The 15,878-nt window shown below is 34.9% G+C and carries 16 protein-coding genes; 8 read left to right on the forward strand and 8 right to left on the reverse strand.

Translation table 11 applies throughout. From position 1 onward, the window contains the following. Positions 1–42 precede the first annotated feature (42 nt). From ACPF9A_RS07260 to ACPF9A_RS07275, 4 genes are all read left to right on the forward strand, one after another. Positions 43–351, forward strand: coding sequence for a T9SS type A sorting domain-containing protein (locus ACPF9A_RS07260; RefSeq protein ID WP_424003038.1), 309 nt, complete (start codon positions 43–45; stop codon positions 349–351). A 175-nt stretch (positions 352–526) separates the two neighbouring features. After that, a complete protein-coding gene (locus tag ACPF9A_RS07265; protein ID WP_424003040.1) occupies positions 527–850 on the forward strand; it encodes a T9SS type A sorting domain-containing protein in 324 nt (107 codons plus the stop codon). A gap of 74 nt (positions 851–924) precedes the next feature. Further along, the gene (locus tag ACPF9A_RS07270) at positions 925–1,902 is read left to right on the forward strand and encodes an acyl transferase (protein WP_424003042.1); all 978 of its coding nucleotides are present in this window, start codon (positions 925–927) and stop codon (positions 1,900–1,902) included. 131 nt (positions 1,903–2,033) lie between these two features. Then, positions 2,034–4,523 carry a DUF3857 domain-containing protein gene (locus tag ACPF9A_RS07275; RefSeq protein WP_424003044.1) on the forward strand — a complete coding sequence of 830 codons (2,490 nt, stop codon included), beginning with the start codon at positions 2,034–2,036 and terminating at the stop codon, positions 4,521–4,523. A gap of 8 nt (positions 4,524–4,531) precedes the next feature. Here the strand turns inward: ACPF9A_RS07275 and ACPF9A_RS07280 are convergent, their stop codons facing one another. The 4 genes from ACPF9A_RS07280 to tyrS form a co-directional block, all read right to left on the reverse strand. Further along, positions 4,532–4,978, reverse strand: coding sequence for a hypothetical protein (locus ACPF9A_RS07280; protein WP_424003046.1), 447 nt, complete (start codon positions 4,976–4,978; stop codon positions 4,532–4,534). Positions 4,979–5,047: 69 nt separating this feature from the next. After that, on the reverse strand, positions 5,048–5,581 hold the full coding sequence (locus ACPF9A_RS07285) for a hypothetical protein (RefSeq protein WP_424003048.1): 534 nt from the start codon (positions 5,579–5,581) through the stop codon (positions 5,048–5,050). A 78-nt stretch (positions 5,582–5,659) separates the two neighbouring features. Beyond that, on the reverse strand, positions 5,660–6,043 hold the full coding sequence (locus ACPF9A_RS07290; RefSeq protein WP_424003050.1) for a hypothetical protein: 384 nt from the start codon (positions 6,041–6,043) through the stop codon (positions 5,660–5,662). Positions 6,044–6,075: 32 nt separating this feature from the next. Then, positions 6,076–7,368: a tyrosine--tRNA ligase gene (gene tyrS / locus ACPF9A_RS07295; protein ID WP_424003052.1), complete on the reverse strand. Its 1,293-nt coding sequence runs from the start codon at positions 7,366–7,368 to the stop codon at positions 6,076–6,078. A gap of 104 nt (positions 7,369–7,472) precedes the next feature. Here tyrS and ACPF9A_RS07300 point away from each other — a divergent pair, with 104 nt between their 5' ends. Then, positions 7,473–8,480: an SDR family oxidoreductase gene (locus ACPF9A_RS07300; protein WP_424003054.1), complete on the forward strand. Its 1,008-nt coding sequence runs from the start codon at positions 7,473–7,475 to the stop codon at positions 8,478–8,480. Here the strand turns inward: ACPF9A_RS07300 and ACPF9A_RS07305 are convergent. From ACPF9A_RS07305 to ACPF9A_RS07315, 3 genes are read right to left on the reverse strand one after another with little or no spacing between them, the layout of a single operon-like run. Further along, complete coding sequence (locus ACPF9A_RS07305; protein WP_424003056.1) at positions 8,461–8,895, reverse strand: DUF4296 domain-containing protein; 435 nt, start codon at positions 8,893–8,895, stop codon at positions 8,461–8,463. The two genes, ACPF9A_RS07300 and ACPF9A_RS07305, sit on opposite strands and share 20 nt — an antisense overlap. Then, the gene (locus ACPF9A_RS07310) at positions 8,892–10,229 is read right to left on the reverse strand and encodes a dihydroorotase (protein ID WP_424003058.1); all 1,338 of its coding nucleotides are present in this window, start codon (positions 10,227–10,229) and stop codon (positions 8,892–8,894) included. Before ACPF9A_RS07310 ends, ACPF9A_RS07305 begins: the two co-directional genes overlap by 4 nt. Before the next feature lie 2 nt (positions 10,230–10,231). Continuing rightward, on the reverse strand, positions 10,232–10,960 hold the full coding sequence (locus tag ACPF9A_RS07315) for a polyprenol monophosphomannose synthase (protein WP_424003060.1): 729 nt from the start codon (positions 10,958–10,960) through the stop codon (positions 10,232–10,234). Between the two features lie 135 nt (positions 10,961–11,095). On the opposite strand from ACPF9A_RS07315, the gene ACPF9A_RS07320 reads away from it, so the two are divergent. From ACPF9A_RS07320 to ACPF9A_RS07330, 3 genes are read left to right on the forward strand one after another with little or no spacing between them, the layout of a single operon-like run. Then, positions 11,096–12,769: an ArnT family glycosyltransferase gene (locus ACPF9A_RS07320; RefSeq protein WP_424003062.1), complete on the forward strand. Its 1,674-nt coding sequence runs from the start codon at positions 11,096–11,098 to the stop codon at positions 12,767–12,769. After that, positions 12,769–13,422 (forward strand): DUF4271 domain-containing protein, encoded by a 654-nt coding sequence (locus tag ACPF9A_RS07325; RefSeq protein ID WP_424003064.1) that lies wholly within the window; start codon positions 12,769–12,771, stop codon positions 13,420–13,422. The genes ACPF9A_RS07320 and ACPF9A_RS07325 overlap by 1 nt, the downstream gene beginning before the upstream one ends. A gap of 8 nt (positions 13,423–13,430) precedes the next feature. Beyond that, a complete protein-coding gene (locus tag ACPF9A_RS07330) occupies positions 13,431–14,174 on the forward strand; it encodes a uroporphyrinogen-III synthase (RefSeq protein ID WP_424003066.1) in 744 nt (247 codons plus the stop codon). A gap of 56 nt (positions 14,175–14,230) precedes the next feature. Here ACPF9A_RS07330 and pckA read toward each other — a convergent pair whose 3' ends face one another. Further along, positions 14,231–15,847 carry a phosphoenolpyruvate carboxykinase (ATP) gene (gene pckA, locus ACPF9A_RS07335; protein ID WP_424003068.1) on the reverse strand — a complete coding sequence of 539 codons (1,617 nt, stop codon included), beginning with the start codon at positions 15,845–15,847 and terminating at the stop codon, positions 14,231–14,233. Positions 15,848–15,878 lie beyond the last annotated feature (31 nt).

A 15,878-nucleotide genomic window follows, 5' to 3' on the forward strand; every position in this document is an offset into this window, starting at 1 on the left:
AAATTCTTATATTTGTGGCATAGCATTTGTAACCAGCTATATATGAAGAAACTTTACACAATCATCTTCTTTTTCTTTATTTCCTTCAGCTATGGGCAAAGTACCCAGAGCAATGGAGACATTGATGGTTTTAGTATGTATCCAAATCCGGTTACTACAGGTAAAGTTTATATTTCTACCAATCTTAACGCTCCTAAAGAAATTTTCATCTATGATGTATTCGGTACATTGTTATTAAAGACTACTATTTTAGGTAAAGAATTGAATCTTTCTGATTTAGATTCTGGTGTGTACGTATTACGTGTTCTTGAAAAAAACAAGATGTGTACACGTAAGTTGATTGTTAAGTAACAACTCCCCTTTTTTCTCGCTATTTTCAAAATCCATTATCGGTTAACTACACGTTTTTACGACGAATTACTTCGACTTTCTCATAGACCTACAAAAAATTTGGTTTCACAACATTTTCAGTGTTCAAGCTACACTTAACCATACCTTTGAAGTGTTGATCCCAAATCAATATCAAATGAAGAAAATCTACTTTATGCTATTTATGATAGTATCCGTTGGGTTATATGCCCAAGATACCATAGATATCAACAACCTACGCAACGATGAAATTGTCGGTTTCAAATTATACCCCAACCCTGCAATAGCAGATGTTGTTTATGTAACAACACAATACAACAACCTTAAAGAGGTTAGAATTTACGATGTATTCGGTGAGCTAGTCTTAACCGAAAAATTATCTACAAAGGCAATAAACATTTCTAGATTATCACCTGGTGTTTATGTTGTTCAAGTAACCGAAAACGATAAATCTATTACCCGTAAACTGGTTGTAAAATAAATAACCTACATATTTTCAGCTTAAAACAATTAAAATAATTTGGTTCAGTACCTTTGCCAGAATTGGCAAGGAACATGAAGCATAATGCTATTTTTGATATACAAACAGAAGGGGATTTTCTAACCCAAGCATTGCGTATATTCAAGTTTCAATACGACAACAACGTAGTGTACCACGATTTCTGCACCTATTTAAATGTAGACCCAAATACAGTTCACACCTTAGAACAGATTCCTTTTTTACCTATTGAATTCTTTAAATCTAAAGATGTTCTTAGTACAACCAATACCCCAGAAATAACCTTTACCAGTAGTGGCACTACAGGCAGTGAAACCAGCAAGCACTTTGTTACTGATTTAAATCTATACGAACAGAGCTACCTAAAGGCTTTTAACCACTTTTACGGCGATATTACTGACTATTGTGTTCTTGCTCTTTTACCATCCTATTTAGAACGTACAGGCTCTTCTTTGATTTATATGGCCGATGATCTGATTAAAAAATCGTATCACCCAGAAAGCGGTTTCTTTTTAAATGAATACGCGCAACTGCACCAACTACTGCTAGAGCTTCAAAAAACAAACACCAAAATATTGATTATAGGCGTTTCTTTCGCATTGCTAGAGTTTACCGAGCAATACCAGATGTCTTTGCAAAATACCATTATCATGGAAACTGGCGGAATGAAAGGTCGTAGAAAAGAAATTGTACGTCAAGAATTACATCAGTTATTATCAAACGGATTTGGAGTACCACATATACATTCTGAATACGGAATGACAGAACTTTTGTCGCAAGCATACTCGAAAGGAAATGGCGTTTTCGATTGCCCCGCTTGGATGAGAATTTTAGTTCGCGATACCGAAGACCCTCTCACCTATTTAACCAATGGCAAGTCTGGCGGAATTAATGTAATCGATTTGGCAAATATCAATTCTTGCTCCTTTATCGCTACTCAAGATTTAGGCAAAATAAACCAAGACAGCACTTTTGAAATTATCGGTAGATTCGATAATTCTGATATTAGAGGATGTAATTTAATGGTGCTTTAATTCGCTTCCTACAAGCAAAATATACGTTTTACAAAAGCTATACGTTGTTTACTAAGGTATTTCTTACTTTTCAATTTTAACGTAAACGAATATTAATGCGGTTTTATATTTATCTCTTTCTTTACTTATTAATGAGCTTCTCATTAAATGCGCAACAAGCAGAAAAAACTTCAACTCCCAACTGGGTTACACCTATTTCTTTTACTGAAAAAAAGGACTCTGAAGATGAAGGTGCATACAAATACCTTCTTCTTGACTATCAAGATAACTTAATAAAAAAGGAGCAGTTTGTTCACTATGTGTTTAAAATTTTGAACAGTGATGGTATTCAAGAAATGTCAGACATTAGCGCATCTTTCGATCCAGAATACCAAAAAATAGAATTTCATAAAGCACAGGTTGTTCGCGATGGTGAAATCATTGATAAATTAAAAAAATCATTCATAAACACCTTCCAAAGAGAAACCAATTTAGAGCGTTCATTATATGATGGTTCATTAACATCTGTTATTAATCTTTCAGATATTCGGGTTGGTGACATTATCGAATACTCTTACTCCATCAAAGGTTTTAACCCCATAAATGAAGGTAATTATTCTAACCTTGTTTATGAAGAATATACCGTACCGGTCAATAGAATATACAATCGAATTCTAACCAATTCAGATAACGCTATCACCTTTAAAACATTAAATGATGCCAACGAACCTAAAGTGATTACTACAACTTTGGGTAAAGAATATACTTGGGATAATATCAGTGGTGACTATGTTACTTATGATAGTAACACCCCTTATTGGTATAATTCACAAAAACGTATTTCTGTTTCTACCTTTAATAATTGGGAAAGTGTTGTTGAGCTTATGACGCCCTATTACAAGTTTCCGAAAGAACACTTGAAGAACCCTATAACTATCGATGACGAGCTAGATTCTAAACAAGATGTTATTATAAAGCTTATTAGATTTGTACAAGATGATATTCGCTATTTAGGTTTTGAATCTGGTATAGGGGCATTTAAACCTACTCAACCAGAGTTGGTATTAGATCGTAGATATGGAGATTGTAAAGACAAATCTTTACTATTAGCTACCCTATTACAAAACCAAGGTGTTAGTTCATTTCCTATTTTGGTGAATACAAAATCAAACGAAAATTTAGAAAAATTTTTACCTAGCCATTTATTGTTTGACCACTGCATCGTGTATTTTGAACATGGTGGTCAAGAGTATTTCGTAGACCCTACGATATCTAACCAAGGTGGCAATCTTTCTAACCTTTACACGCCCGATTATAAAAATGGTTTACTACTCAAAGAAGGGAGTACAGAATTAAAAAAAATACCTACTTCATCTAATGCTCGCGTTAGAATTGTAGAAGACATTATTGTAGACAAAATTGGTGGTGATGCAAAATTTGAAGTAAAAACCGAATACTATGGTAGCAGAGCAGATAATACCAGAGCCTATTTTAAAAACAACAAAGAAGAGAGTATCAACAAAGAATATCTAAATTTTTATAGTAGCCTATACCCTTCAATTCTATCAAGTGACAAAGTAACTTATGTAGATGACTCGAGACCTTGGGAAAATATTTTCACTACCAACGAGTACTATAAAATTGAAAATCTTTGGAGTACTATTGAAAACGACGAAACTTTATACTTCGACACTAATTCGTTGGTTTTAGACGGATTTATAAGTTACACCAATACTTTAGACAGAGAAATGCCGTACAGTGCCGGAGTACCTTTTAGTTTTACACAAATAACCCGAATATTATTACCAGAACCTTGGTCGTTAAATATAGAAGACATCAATATTGATAATGATTACTATAGGTTTAGTAAGAGCATTAATCAAACGGGTAACATGATTACTTTGAATTACGAATACGAACTAAAGGAAGCTGTTATACCTGCCGAGGATGCAAAATCTTTCATTAAAGAACATGACGACCTTAGAGATAACATTGGCTTACAACTAACCTATGGCGCTAACGAATCGGAATCGGGACTTAGTTGGTTGTCTATTTTGATTATGTTGGTATCAATATCGTTAGGTATCTTTTTCGCTATTAAAATCTATAAAAATTATAACCCAAAAAAGAACATTGAAGCATCTTTATCAGGACAAGAATTTGGAGGCTGGTTAATTTTTCCTTTGATTGGGCTAGTGCTTACACCTATTGTACTGATTTTTACTATTTTTCAAAATGGGTATTTTGATAAAAGTATTTGGGACGGTTTCGAATATGCCGGTTATGAAAATGCAAAAATGCTGGAAGTTTATTTAGGTTTTGAATTGTTCTATAATTTTGCCTTTCTAACTTTTGCAGTCTTAACTATTATATTATTTGTACAAAAACGTACATCAGCGCCCAAAATGATGATTATATTTTATGCCTGTAATCTATCAATTACCTTAATTGAAAGCTTTATCATGAATCAATTTGCGATACCAGATTCTACTGCAACTACAGATATTTTTAAAGCAATTATATCTACCGCAATCTGGATTCCCTATTTTCTAAATTCTGAAAGGGTTAAAAATACGTTTGTAAACACTTATAAAAGTACAGCATCAGAAACCGAAGAATTACAATTGACCAATACTATTTAAGAGGCTTTTTATTTTGACAGTGAGTAATCTAAACCTGGGCCATCGCATGCCATCCATAGGCTTGAGATTATGGTAGAGCTTCTGTATATTAATAGTTCTTTACTATCACCCGTACAATTACCGACTAATTCGTTTCCGGTTTCAAAAGTGAGCTCTAAGTAATGATTGAGATCATTATCGTATTCAACGACCTCAAAACTACCGGTAGCTTCAAGAACTTTGTTATCAAGAGTCCTAGATTTTATAAAAGTGCCTTCTGGTGAGAATATATAATACTCTTGCCATTCCATCTCTTCACCTGTAGTTTCTGAATTTTGAAAACTACCCGACATTTGGGTTAATTCCCATTTTTGTTCTGAGAACACAAACTGTGTTGACTCTAAACCAAAATCATCGTCATTAGCGCAAGAAGCAAGAAAAACTAGGAATAAGAACAAAAGGGCATATCTTTTCATAGAACAAAGATGTTTAACTAATTACAAGATACCCAACTTAGTAAATAGTTGCGTTAAGGCATTATTAAATTAAAGTCCTAATATTTTGGCATCTACGAAGAAGGTAGAATTTACTTCCAACTCATGGTCCGTACTCATTAATTCATCGGTAACAGTATTCAATCGTAAACTGAATTCATCACTCTTTATATACTCTTTTAAATCTGTATCTGAGGTATCTAAAGCGATTACGCTACCTGCATCTTCAGGAACTTCATCTAAACTCGCAATTCTAATCTCTTCAAATCCATCAGCAGAAATATACACTTCTATGGAATTTAAAAAACTAAAATCAGCACCGTCAGGCGAAATCATGACCAATTCTAATTTGGTCAACCTAATTTCTTCAATAAGGTCTTTTCTGGTATCGTTAACGGCAAATGTAGATTCTGAATTTGTCTCCATTTCTGGAGTAAAAACATCAAAAGGCAAATTTATACCTGTAGTTGAAGGTATGGTAGCACGTTGGCTATACTCCATATCAAATTTTGTCAACTCATCGAGCTTATCGCACGCAGAAAATATAACAAACAAACAGATAATAGAAATGTACTTCTTTAGCATAACTAGGGGGTTTATGCATACAAACGCTATAACTTGAGAATTATTCTAAAATATGAGACAATACAAGCCTAAATAATTTTAGCGCGTAAAAATATACGTTACCTCATCATCTGCAATATCAACGTTATCTTCAAAAGTAAGCGTAAGTTGCTCGCCATTCGTCTCGAAAAAAAACACAGATCCGTCAGAAAAATTGATTCGGTTCGCTTGACCACCGTAAATATGTTCGCCGTTATCCCTAAAGAAAACATACTCACTTTCATTGGTAACGATTACCTTATTTTTACTCGGAAGAAAACTTATTTTGGTCAACGAAAAATCAATGTCAGGTTCAAATCCGCAATAACAGACAACATCAGAAAGTATCCATTCTCCTTCTAATTCAGCATCTGCAATTAATGGGTCATCATTAGAACAAGAAATAAATAACAAGGTTAATACTGCTAAAATTTTCAACTTCATAAAATTCATTTACTAAAAAGAAATTAATTTAACTAGTTAAAAACCAACACGTAATAGTTCTTTTTTCCTCTCTGTAACAACACAAACTTATCGTTGATCAAATCATCGGCAGTAATCAAAAACTCTTCTTTAACCTTCTCTTTATTTACCGAAATTGAATTTTGCTTCAATTCTCTTCTCGCCTCACCGTTAGAGCCTAAAAAGTTAGTTTTAGCCGCTAATGCCCCGATCATATCAAGACCATCGGTTAATTCTTCTTTTGAAAGTTCTGCTTGTGGTACACCTTCAAAAATTTCTAAGAATGTTTTTTCATTCAACCCCTTTAAATCGGACGCTGTTGATTTACCGAACAAAATTTCACTTGCACGTACTGCATTGTCCAAATCGTCTTGCGAGTGAACCATAACGGTAATCTCGTCGGCCAACCTCTTTTGCAACAATCTTAAATGCGGTGCCTCGGTATGTTGTTTTATCAAGTCTTCAATTTCTTGCTGACCTAAAAATGTAAAAATCTTTATGTATTTATCGGCATCTTCATCTGATGTGTTCAACCAATATTGGTAGAATTTATAGGGCGATGTTCTTTCGGCATCTAACCAAACATTACCACCTTCGGTTTTACCGAATTTAGTGCCATCTGCCTTTGTAATTAACGGGCAAGTAAGTGCATACCCTTTACCACCTGCTATTCTTCTAATTAATTCTGTACCTGTAGTTATATTACCCCACTGATCACTACCACCCATTTGAAGGCTACAGTTATGCTCTCTGTATAAGTGCAAGAAATCGTACCCTTGTACTAATTGGTAGGTAAATTCGGTAAAAGACATACCCTCTTTTGCTTCTGAAGAAAGGCGTTTTTTTACAGAGTCTTTCGACATCATGTAATTCACCGTAATATGCTTACCTACATCTCTAATAAATTCTAAGAACGAGAAATTCTTCATCCAGTCATAATTATTGACCAGTACGGCTGCATTTTCACCCTCACTTGTAAAATCTAAAAAACGAGACAATTGCTCTTTTAATGCATTTTGATTGTGACGAAGTGTTTTCTCATCAAGTAAATTACGTTCTGCAGATTTACCAGAAGGATCACCTATCATACCCGTTGCACCACCAATTAAAGCATAAGGCTTATGACCCGCTACTTGAAAATGGCGAAGCATCATTACCCCTACCAAGTGACCTATGTGTAAAGAATCGGCCGTTGGATCTATACCCATATATGCCGATTGCATTTCTTCTAATAAATGTTCCTCTGTTCCTGGCATTGCATCATGCAACATTCCGCGCCATTGTAACTCCTTGACAAAATTTGTCATCTCTTCCTTAATTTTAATTGAAATGCAAATATAAATGGAATTCTCGCCAGTACACAGTAGATTAAAGCATGAATTTATTCACCTGTATTCGCTAAATTTGATTTATGGTATTAGTTACAGGAGGCACGGGGTTGGTGGGGTCGCATTTGCTGCTGAAATTAACATTGAATAATAAGAATGTTAGAGCTCTTTATAGATCTGCGGATAAACTGACTCAAGTCAAAAAAATCTTTTCTTACTACTCGAATGATTCCGATGTTTTATTCGATAAAATCGATTGGGTACAGGGTGATATTTTAGACATACCGTCTTTAGAAAATGCCATTGAAAATGTTACCCTGGTGTACCATTGTGCCGCTTATATTTCTTTCAACCCTTTAGATTTTAAAAAGCTAGAACGCATCAATAGAGAGGGTACCGCTAATATTGTAAATTTATGTATTGCTAGTGGTGTAAAAAAGTTATGCCATGTCAGTACCATTGGTACTATCGGAAGACCAATTACCACAGAACGAGTTGATGAAGAAACGGAGTGGACCAGACAACATGCCAACCCATATGCGATTACCAAACACCTTGCAGAGATGGAAGTTTGGCGTGGGGCGCAAGAAAATCTTAAGGTCGTAATAGTAAACCCGGGAGTGATTTTGGGTCCTGGTTTTTGGAACAGTGGCAGTGGTTCTTTCTTTAAAACAGCTTCTAAAGGATATAACTATTACCCACCCGGCGGATCAGGCTTTGTAACCGTAAACGATGTCACCAACATTATGATCGCACTAATGAATTCTGAAATTTGTAGCGAGCGTTTTATATTGGTGTCAGAAAATTTATCGTACCAAGAAGTTTTACGAAGAATTGCTACACATATGGAAAAAAAGCCGCCGACAAAATCATTAAAATTTTGGCAACTACATATTGGAAGAATCGTAGACGGACTAAGAAATCTACTAACCGGCAGCCAAAGAACCATTACTAAGAGTACTATTTATGGCTTACAACACCCAACTACATTCAAAAACGAAAAAATTAAAGAAGCGTTAAATCTAGAATTTGAACCTATTGATGAACAACTGAAATTTTGTTCGAAACTATTTATTTCTGAACATCGTTAGAGGGTATAGAATCTTTCGCCAATTTGTCAATTTTACTTTTAGACTTTTCAACTAAACTTAGACTATCTCTAATTTTTTTCTCAGCTTCTAGTTTTAAACGTTGCTCTTCAAGATCAGATTCTACCTTCTTATACATATTCTCATAACGCAAAGGCTTCGAGGCATAATACCTATCGCTATCTACAAACTGCGCACTATCTATTTCATACTTGGCAAACACATAATCTGTAGGTTCTATTCCATTTTCTCTCAACTTGCCAAGATTTGTTGCTTTTGAAGCGTTGACCACGGCCATTTCTTTGATAATCGTCACCATTTTATCTTCTGGTATCAAATTATCGGGCTTTTCAATTAATTCTTCGGCGCAAGAAGACAAAAAAAGTAGCCCCAATAGTAAAAAAATTAGTGGTCTCATGGTCTATTGTATGTTAGTCTTTTTGCATTTCGTTTTTCAGAAAACTGACCATTGCTATAGCCTAAATGTCCATTAATAAAAGTATGTACCACCTTTGAAGAAAACGTAGTATTTTCAAAAGGAGACCATTTACATTTATAGGCAATATTCTCTTTCGTAACCGTCCAAGGGCTATTTAAATCTGCTACTACCAAATCAGCATAATAGCCTTCTCTAATATACCCACGCTTTTCTATCTGAAATAAGATTGCCGGGTTATGGCACATTTTCTGCACCATTTTCTCTAACGTAATTTTACCCTCTTTTACCTTTTCTAACATGGCGTTCAATGCATGCTGAACTAGTGGACCGCCAGATGGTGCTTTCGTATACACATTATCCTTTTCACCTAATAGATGAGGCGCATGGTCTGTAGCGATAACATCTATTCTGTCATCTAAAAGAGCGTCCCAAAGCATATCTCTATCCTTCGCTGTTTTTACCGCAGGATTCCATTTAATCAACGTTCCTTTTTCTGCATAATCGGCATCAGAAAACCAAAGGTGATGTATACATACCTCAGCAGTTATTTTCTTTTGCTCTAACGGAATATCATTTCGAAATAAATCGGTTTCCTTTCCGGTGGATAAATGAAAAACATGTAACCTAGCACCTGTTTTCTTAGCCAAAGCAATTGCCCTTGAAGAAGAAAGATAACAAGCTTCTTCACTTCTAATAATAGGATGCATGGCAATAGGTATATCATCACCATACTGTGCCTTATACTTTGCCATATTTTTACGAATGGTCGTTTCATCTTCGCAATGCGCAGAGATGACCATTTCGGTATTACGGAATATACTTTCAATTACCTTTTCGTCATCGACCAACATATTACCAGTCGATGATCCTAAAAATAATTTAATACCCGAACAGGCATTTTTGTCAAGCCTTTTTAGTTCTTCTAAATTATCATTGGTACCACCGAACAAAAAAGAATAATTAGCATAGGCAGCGTTGGCCGCCATCGCAAACTTTTCTTCTAGTTTCTCAATTGTAGTGGTTTGTGGTGTGGTATTGGGTTGCTCCATAAAACTAGTAATACCACCGGCAAGAGCGGCTCTACTTTCTGTTGCTATAGTACCTTTATGTGTAAGACCGGGTTCTCTAAAGTGTACTTGATCATCAATAACGCCTGGCAATATATGCTTACCAGTAACATCGATAACCTCAGCATCTGCATCAGATATATCTCTCGCTATTTTTACGATGATATCATCAACAATTAAAATATCACTTTGTTGTATGATTCCCTCATTAACAATTGTTCCGTTCTTCAATAAAATCTTACCCATAATTAAAACTTATTTTTTAAGAATAGACTTCTCATTTTCATAATAAATACACCCCAAATTGCTTCACTTATTATCGATGAACTCATTTTTGATTTCCCTAAAACACGATCTCTAAAAATAATGGAAACTTCCTCTATTTTAAAATGTTTTAGGTAGGCCCTAAATTTCATTTCGATCTGAAAAGCATAACCTACAAACCGAACTGAATCTAAATCTATAGCTTCTAACACTTCGCGCTTATAACAAACAAAACCTGCTGTTGGATCATCTACTCGCATACCCGTAATCAATTTTACATAAATAGATGCACCGTAAGACAACAACACTCGGTATAATGGCCAGTTGACAACATTTACGCCCTTTTTATATCTAGAACCTACAGAAAGATCCGCACCGTTTTCGCACGCTTTTAGCAACCTCAACAAATCTGAGGGTGTATGCGAAAAATCGGCATCCATTTCAAATATGTAATCGTAGCCTTTGGCAATTGCCCATTTAAAACCATGAATGTACGCGGTACCTAACCCCGATTTTTCTAATCTAGTTTCTAAAAAAAGTTTTCCTTGAAACTCTTGCTGTAGTCCGCGAACGCAATCACCTGTTTTATCTGGCGAATTATCATCGACAATAAGCACATGAAACTCTTTCTGTAAATCGAATACCGCTCTAATTATAGCCTCTACATTCTCAATTTCATTATACGTAGGTATGATTACAATGCTACTGGACATAAGTTATTTATAGGTGTTTTGACAAAAGTAAGGTTTTAATAGTCGTCTTAAAATGGGCATCAATACCTTTATGAAATATTTAAACTAGGTAGGTTGCCTTAAATTTGTAATTTTGCCACTTAGTAACCTATGCAAATGTTGACTAAAATTCCGAAGCAGTTTTACTTTTTTTTAGCTGTACTATTCATTCTAAACCTTATTCAATCTAGTTTTACGCAACTCATTTTTGATGAAGCTTATTACTGGTATTACAGTCAGAACATGGCTTGGGGTTACTTTGATCACCCGCCAATGGTCGCGTTATTGGTGAAAATCAGCAGCTTCTTTTTTAATGGCGAACTCGGTGTTCGTTTTATGAGTTGCGTGTTATCTGCAGTGAATATTATTCTGCTTTGGCTCATGATTGACAACCCGAAAAAGAACGATTACATTAAGCAATTTTTTGTTCTGGTTTTTTCGATGACGCTTTTAAATGCCTATGGTTTTTTCACTTTACCAGATACTCCCCTATTATTTTTTACAAGTTGTTTTTTATTGACCTACAAGCATTTTTTAAAAAAGCCAAACTTTGGTATCTCCATTGTTATGGGCATCTTTATGGCTGCTTTAATGTACAGTAAGTATCATGCAGTTTTGGTCATATTTTTTGTTCTGCTATCCAATATAAAATTAGTCACCAATAAATATGCATGGCTTGCAGTAGCAGTTGCGCTATTTTGTTATTTACCACACTTTTACTGGTTGTATGAAAATGACTTTGTTTCTATAAAATATCACTTGTACGAAAGACCAAATGGAGCATATAGTTTTGAAAAATATACGGTCGGTTTCTTGGTTAATTTAGTAGCTATTTTTGGTCTAACTTTTCCGTTTATTTATAAAGCGCTGTTTAAGACTAAAGGCAATGACTTATTCAACAAAGCCCTTATATACCTTACATACGGAGTATTAATTTTCTTTTTTGTTTCTAGTTTTAACAGAAGGGTACAAACACAATGGATCATTATAGTCTGTATTCCTCTAGTAGTTATCGCCTTTAACTACATGCTACAAAATAAACAGGCACTAACCTGGATTTTCAGATTAGGTCTCATCAATACCGTTCTAATTATCTACCTAAGAATGGGACTTGCCTATCAACCCTTGCTATTTAATTTCTATTATGAAAGTCATGGTAATAAAGAATGGGCAGAGGCTATTGAAGAGGAAGTAGGCAATATACCTGTGGTATTTGAAAACTCGTATAGAAATGCACCAATGTATTCTTTCTATACTAATGCAACACCTACCTTTTCGTTGAACAATTTTATGTATCGTAAAAATCAATATTCTATAGACGACTCTGAAGAAAAAGTTCGAGGTAAAGATGTTGCTTACGTTTCAAAATATGCGAATACTCCAACTTTTACATATACCAGAGAAGATGGCGGACTCTATAAAGGCAGGTATATCTCTAACTTTCAATCGTTTCGTAAATTAGATGCTATTGTCGACGATAGTGCCGTTTCATTAAATTCTGATGCAGCTATAGAGGTAAAAATCTTCAACCCTTACAATGAAGATATCGATCTTAAAAAATTGAAATTCGGCATTACCTACATGGACGATTACAAAACACCTGTACAGACGCTACAAATTACACCAAGAGCAACCCAAACGGCGACTACAGTCTTAAAACAATTAGACACAACTAATTTTATATTTGAACTACCTAAAACAAAAAAGGAAAACATTGGTTACTTTAGAGTAGTCATTTCTGAGAACGATCTTTTGTACGGTCTAAACGGAAAAGCAATTCCTGTTAATTAATGGAACCTTTAGCAAGAACATTGGGGCAAACCGATTGGATCACCATAACTCTTATGGTGAGTCTTATATTTCCATTAATTGCCAAAAGCATCTATTATCCGCGTTTTTTCAATTTCATGATTCTTCCGTTTAATAACAAGTACATTACGATGTACACGAAGAAAGAAAAACTGTTCAATTGGTTTCATTTTCTAATGAGTGTGTTTCAAATTATAAACACCACTTTATTTATATTTTTTATTTGGCGTAGTTACTTCAACCCTACCGAGGCAAAAAACCCTTACATTTTTCCATTATTGCTTGCAGGTGTTTTCTTATTTATTACTGCGAAAACCATGTCGCAGCTTTTTAACGGATTCATATTTAACTCTTACAACACCTTTAATGAGTTGATTTTTAAGAAGCTAACCTACCTTAATTATGCAGGCATTGTTCTTTTTATTGCCAATGTATTTTTAGCTTATGTCTTTATTGACTCGAAAATCTTAATCATTATTGCATTAATTCTATTTTTCGTTATCAATATAATTGGTTGGGTAACAGTATTAAGGAATTATCAAAAATTCATTAGCTCTTATTTTTTCTATTTTATTTTGTACCTTTGCGCACTCGAAATTGCACCCTTACTTATTATGGGAAGCTTTCTAAAATAGTGCAGCGTATGAAAGTAAAAACGATTTTAGTCTCTCAACCTGAGCCAAAAATGGAAAATTCTCCCTATTCCAAGCTTATCGACAAAGAGAAAGTAAAGGTTGATTTCAGACCTTTTATTCATGTAGAAGGAGTTGATGCAAAAACAGTGCGCCAACAAAAGATAGATTTGAATGATTTTACTGCAATTATCTTAACCAGCAGAAACGCAGTAGACCATTTCTTTAGAATCGCAGACGAAATGCGTTTTAAAGTACCAGATTCTATGAAATACTTCTGCCAGTCTGAAGCGGTTGCCTATTACCTTCAAAAATATGTAGTTTACAGAAAACGTAAGATCTACGTAGGAAAAAGATTATTCACAGATTTAGTGCCGTTGATCAAGAAATATAAGGATGAAAAATTCTTACTTCCTTCTTCAGATGTACTTAAGCCAGATGTACCTGATACTTTAGATTCTTTAAGTATCAATTGGAAAAGAGCTATTTTTTACAAAACTGTAATTAGCGATCTTTCAGATTTAAGAAATGTGTATTATGACATTTTGGTATTTTTTAGTCCGTCTGGTATCGAATCTTTATTACAGAATTTTCCAGATTTTGATCAAAAGGAAACTAGAATAGCTGTTTTCGGAAACTCTACCGTAGACGCGGCAACAGATGCTGGCTTGCGCATAGATATTAAAGCACCGACACCCGAGACACCTTCTATGACGATGGCCTTAGAGAAATATATTATGAGCGTAAATAAATAATACACTCCAAAATAACTTAATTAAAAAGCCTTGCAATGCAAGGCTTTTTAATTGTCTTAAAATGCGTACCGTTGTGGTCCGCCTCTTCTAATTTCTTCACTGGCGTAACTTTCATACTTCTTGAAGTTTTCCCTAAAGGCATTTGTTAATTTAAATGCAGTGGTATAATATTTCTCATCATCGTTCCAAGTTGACCTCGGACTCAATACCGATGTTGGTACACCCGGGCACTCTCTAGGTTGTGCTACGCCGAATACGGAGTGAATATGATACTTATCGTACGAATACAAGCCTAAATCTCCGTTTAAGGCAGCTGTAATCATTGCTCTAGTATACTTTAATTTCATTCGAGTTCCGATTCCGTATGGGCCGCCTGTCCAACCTGTATTTACAAGCCATACATCTACACCCGATTCTTTCATCTTCTTACTCAACATTTCAGCATACTTTGCCGGGTGTAGTGGCATAAATGGCGCACCAAAACATGCAGAGAATGATGGTACCGGTTCTACAACACCAGCTTCAGTACCAGCAACCTTAGCAGTATAACCAGAGATAAAGTGATATGCAGCCTGACTAGGAGTAAGCTTAGATATCGGAGGCAGTACACCAAAGGCATCGGCAGTTAAAAAGAATATATTTTTTACGTTTTTACCAATAGATGGCTGTTGAATATTATCGATATGATGAATTGGGTAACTAACTCTTGTATTTTGTGTTATTGACGTATCGGCAAAATCAACATTACCTTGGTCATCTAATACAACATTTTCTAAAATAGCACCTGGCTTAATAGCACCGTAAATTTCAGGTTCTTGCTCTTCAGATAAATTAATAACCTTTGCATAGCAACCACCTTCAAAATTAAAAACGGTGTTTCTGCTCGTCCAACCGTGTTCATCATCACCTATTAGTTTTCTATTGGGATCTGTTGATAAGGTTGTTTTTCCTGTTCCAGACAATCCGAAAAAGATTGCGGTATCGCCATCTTTACCAATATTAGAAGAACAGTGCATTGGCAAAGTCTCTTTGTAAACTGGTAAAATAAAGTTCAAGGCAGAGAAAATTCCTTTTTTGATTTCCCCAGTATATCCGGTTCCACCAATCAAAGCTATTTTATCGGTAAAATTTAAGATTGCAAAATTATGTTGTCTTGTACCGTCCACTTCTGCATCGGCCATAAAACCTGGCGCATTAATTACTGTCCATTCGGGAGTGAAATCTTTTAATTCTTCCGCTGTAGGGCGTAAAAACATATTATAAGCGAACATATTAGACCAAGGATATTCATTGATGACCCTAATATTCAGTTTATAATCTTCGTCTGCACATGCATAGCTATCTCTAACAAAAAGTTCCTTTTCGTTTAAATAGGAAATCACCTTTGTGTATAACGCATCGAATTTATCCTTTTCAAATGGAATATTAATATTTCCCCACCAGACCTTATCTTTTGTAATATCATCTTTCACGATAAATCGATCCATAGGTGATCTACCAGTAAATTCGCCTGTATTAACAGCAAGTGTTCCATTGCTTGTTTCAACCCCCATATCCATTTCTAGAGTGGCTTTCTGAAGTTGTTCAGGTGTTTCTTGATAATGAAAATTGGCGTGTGTAATCCCATAATTTTTCAGGGATATGGTATTCGCATTTGTCATTGAGCTTTTCATGCTTTAGAAAATTTGTTCGTGTAAAACTAAA

This window comes from Maribacter sp. IgM3_T14_3 (assembly GCF_049603095.1).
In the GTDB taxonomy this organism is placed as follows: Bacteria; Bacteroidota; Bacteroidia; order Flavobacteriales; family Flavobacteriaceae; genus Maribacter.

Coding starts and splice junctions, on each gene's coding strand:
- ACPF9A_RS07305 (WP_424003056.1), bottom strand. CDS start 8,895: ATGAGACCACTAATTTTTTTACTATTGGGGCTACTTTTTTTGTCTTCT.
- ACPF9A_RS07310 (WP_424003058.1), bottom strand. CDS start 10,229: ATGGGTAAGATTTTATTGAAGAACGGAACAATTGTTAATGAGGGAATC.
- ACPF9A_RS07280 (WP_424003046.1), bottom strand. CDS start 4,978: ATGAAAAGATATGCCCTTTTGTTCTTATTCCTAGTTTTTCTTGCTTCT.
- ACPF9A_RS07265 (WP_424003040.1), top strand. CDS start 527: ATGAAGAAAATCTACTTTATGCTATTTATGATAGTATCCGTTGGGTTA.
- ACPF9A_RS07330 (WP_424003066.1), top strand. CDS start 13,431: ATGAAAGTAAAAACGATTTTAGTCTCTCAACCTGAGCCAAAAATGGAA.
- ACPF9A_RS07290 (WP_424003050.1), bottom strand. CDS start 6,043: ATGAAGTTGAAAATTTTAGCAGTATTAACCTTGTTATTTATTTCTTGT.
- pckA (WP_424003068.1), bottom strand. CDS start 15,847: ATGAAAAGCTCAATGACAAATGCGAATACCATATCCCTGAAAAATTAT.
- ACPF9A_RS07315 (WP_424003060.1), bottom strand. CDS start 10,960: ATGTCCAGTAGCATTGTAATCATACCTACGTATAATGAAATTGAGAAT.
- ACPF9A_RS07260 (WP_424003038.1), top strand. CDS start 43: ATGAAGAAACTTTACACAATCATCTTCTTTTTCTTTATTTCCTTCAGC.
- ACPF9A_RS07325 (WP_424003064.1), top strand. CDS start 12,769: ATGGAACCTTTAGCAAGAACATTGGGGCAAACCGATTGGATCACCATA.
- ACPF9A_RS07285 (WP_424003048.1), bottom strand. CDS start 5,581: ATGCTAAAGAAGTACATTTCTATTATCTGTTTGTTTGTTATATTTTCT.
- ACPF9A_RS07300 (WP_424003054.1), top strand. CDS start 7,473: ATGGTATTAGTTACAGGAGGCACGGGGTTGGTGGGGTCGCATTTGCTG.
- tyrS (WP_424003052.1), bottom strand. CDS start 7,368: ATGACAAATTTTGTCAAGGAGTTACAATGGCGCGGAATGTTGCATGAT.
- ACPF9A_RS07270 (WP_424003042.1), top strand. CDS start 925: ATGAAGCATAATGCTATTTTTGATATACAAACAGAAGGGGATTTTCTA.
- ACPF9A_RS07320 (WP_424003062.1), top strand. CDS start 11,096: ATGTTGACTAAAATTCCGAAGCAGTTTTACTTTTTTTTAGCTGTACTA.
- ACPF9A_RS07275 (WP_424003044.1), top strand. CDS start 2,034: ATGAGCTTCTCATTAAATGCGCAACAAGCAGAAAAAACTTCAACTCCC.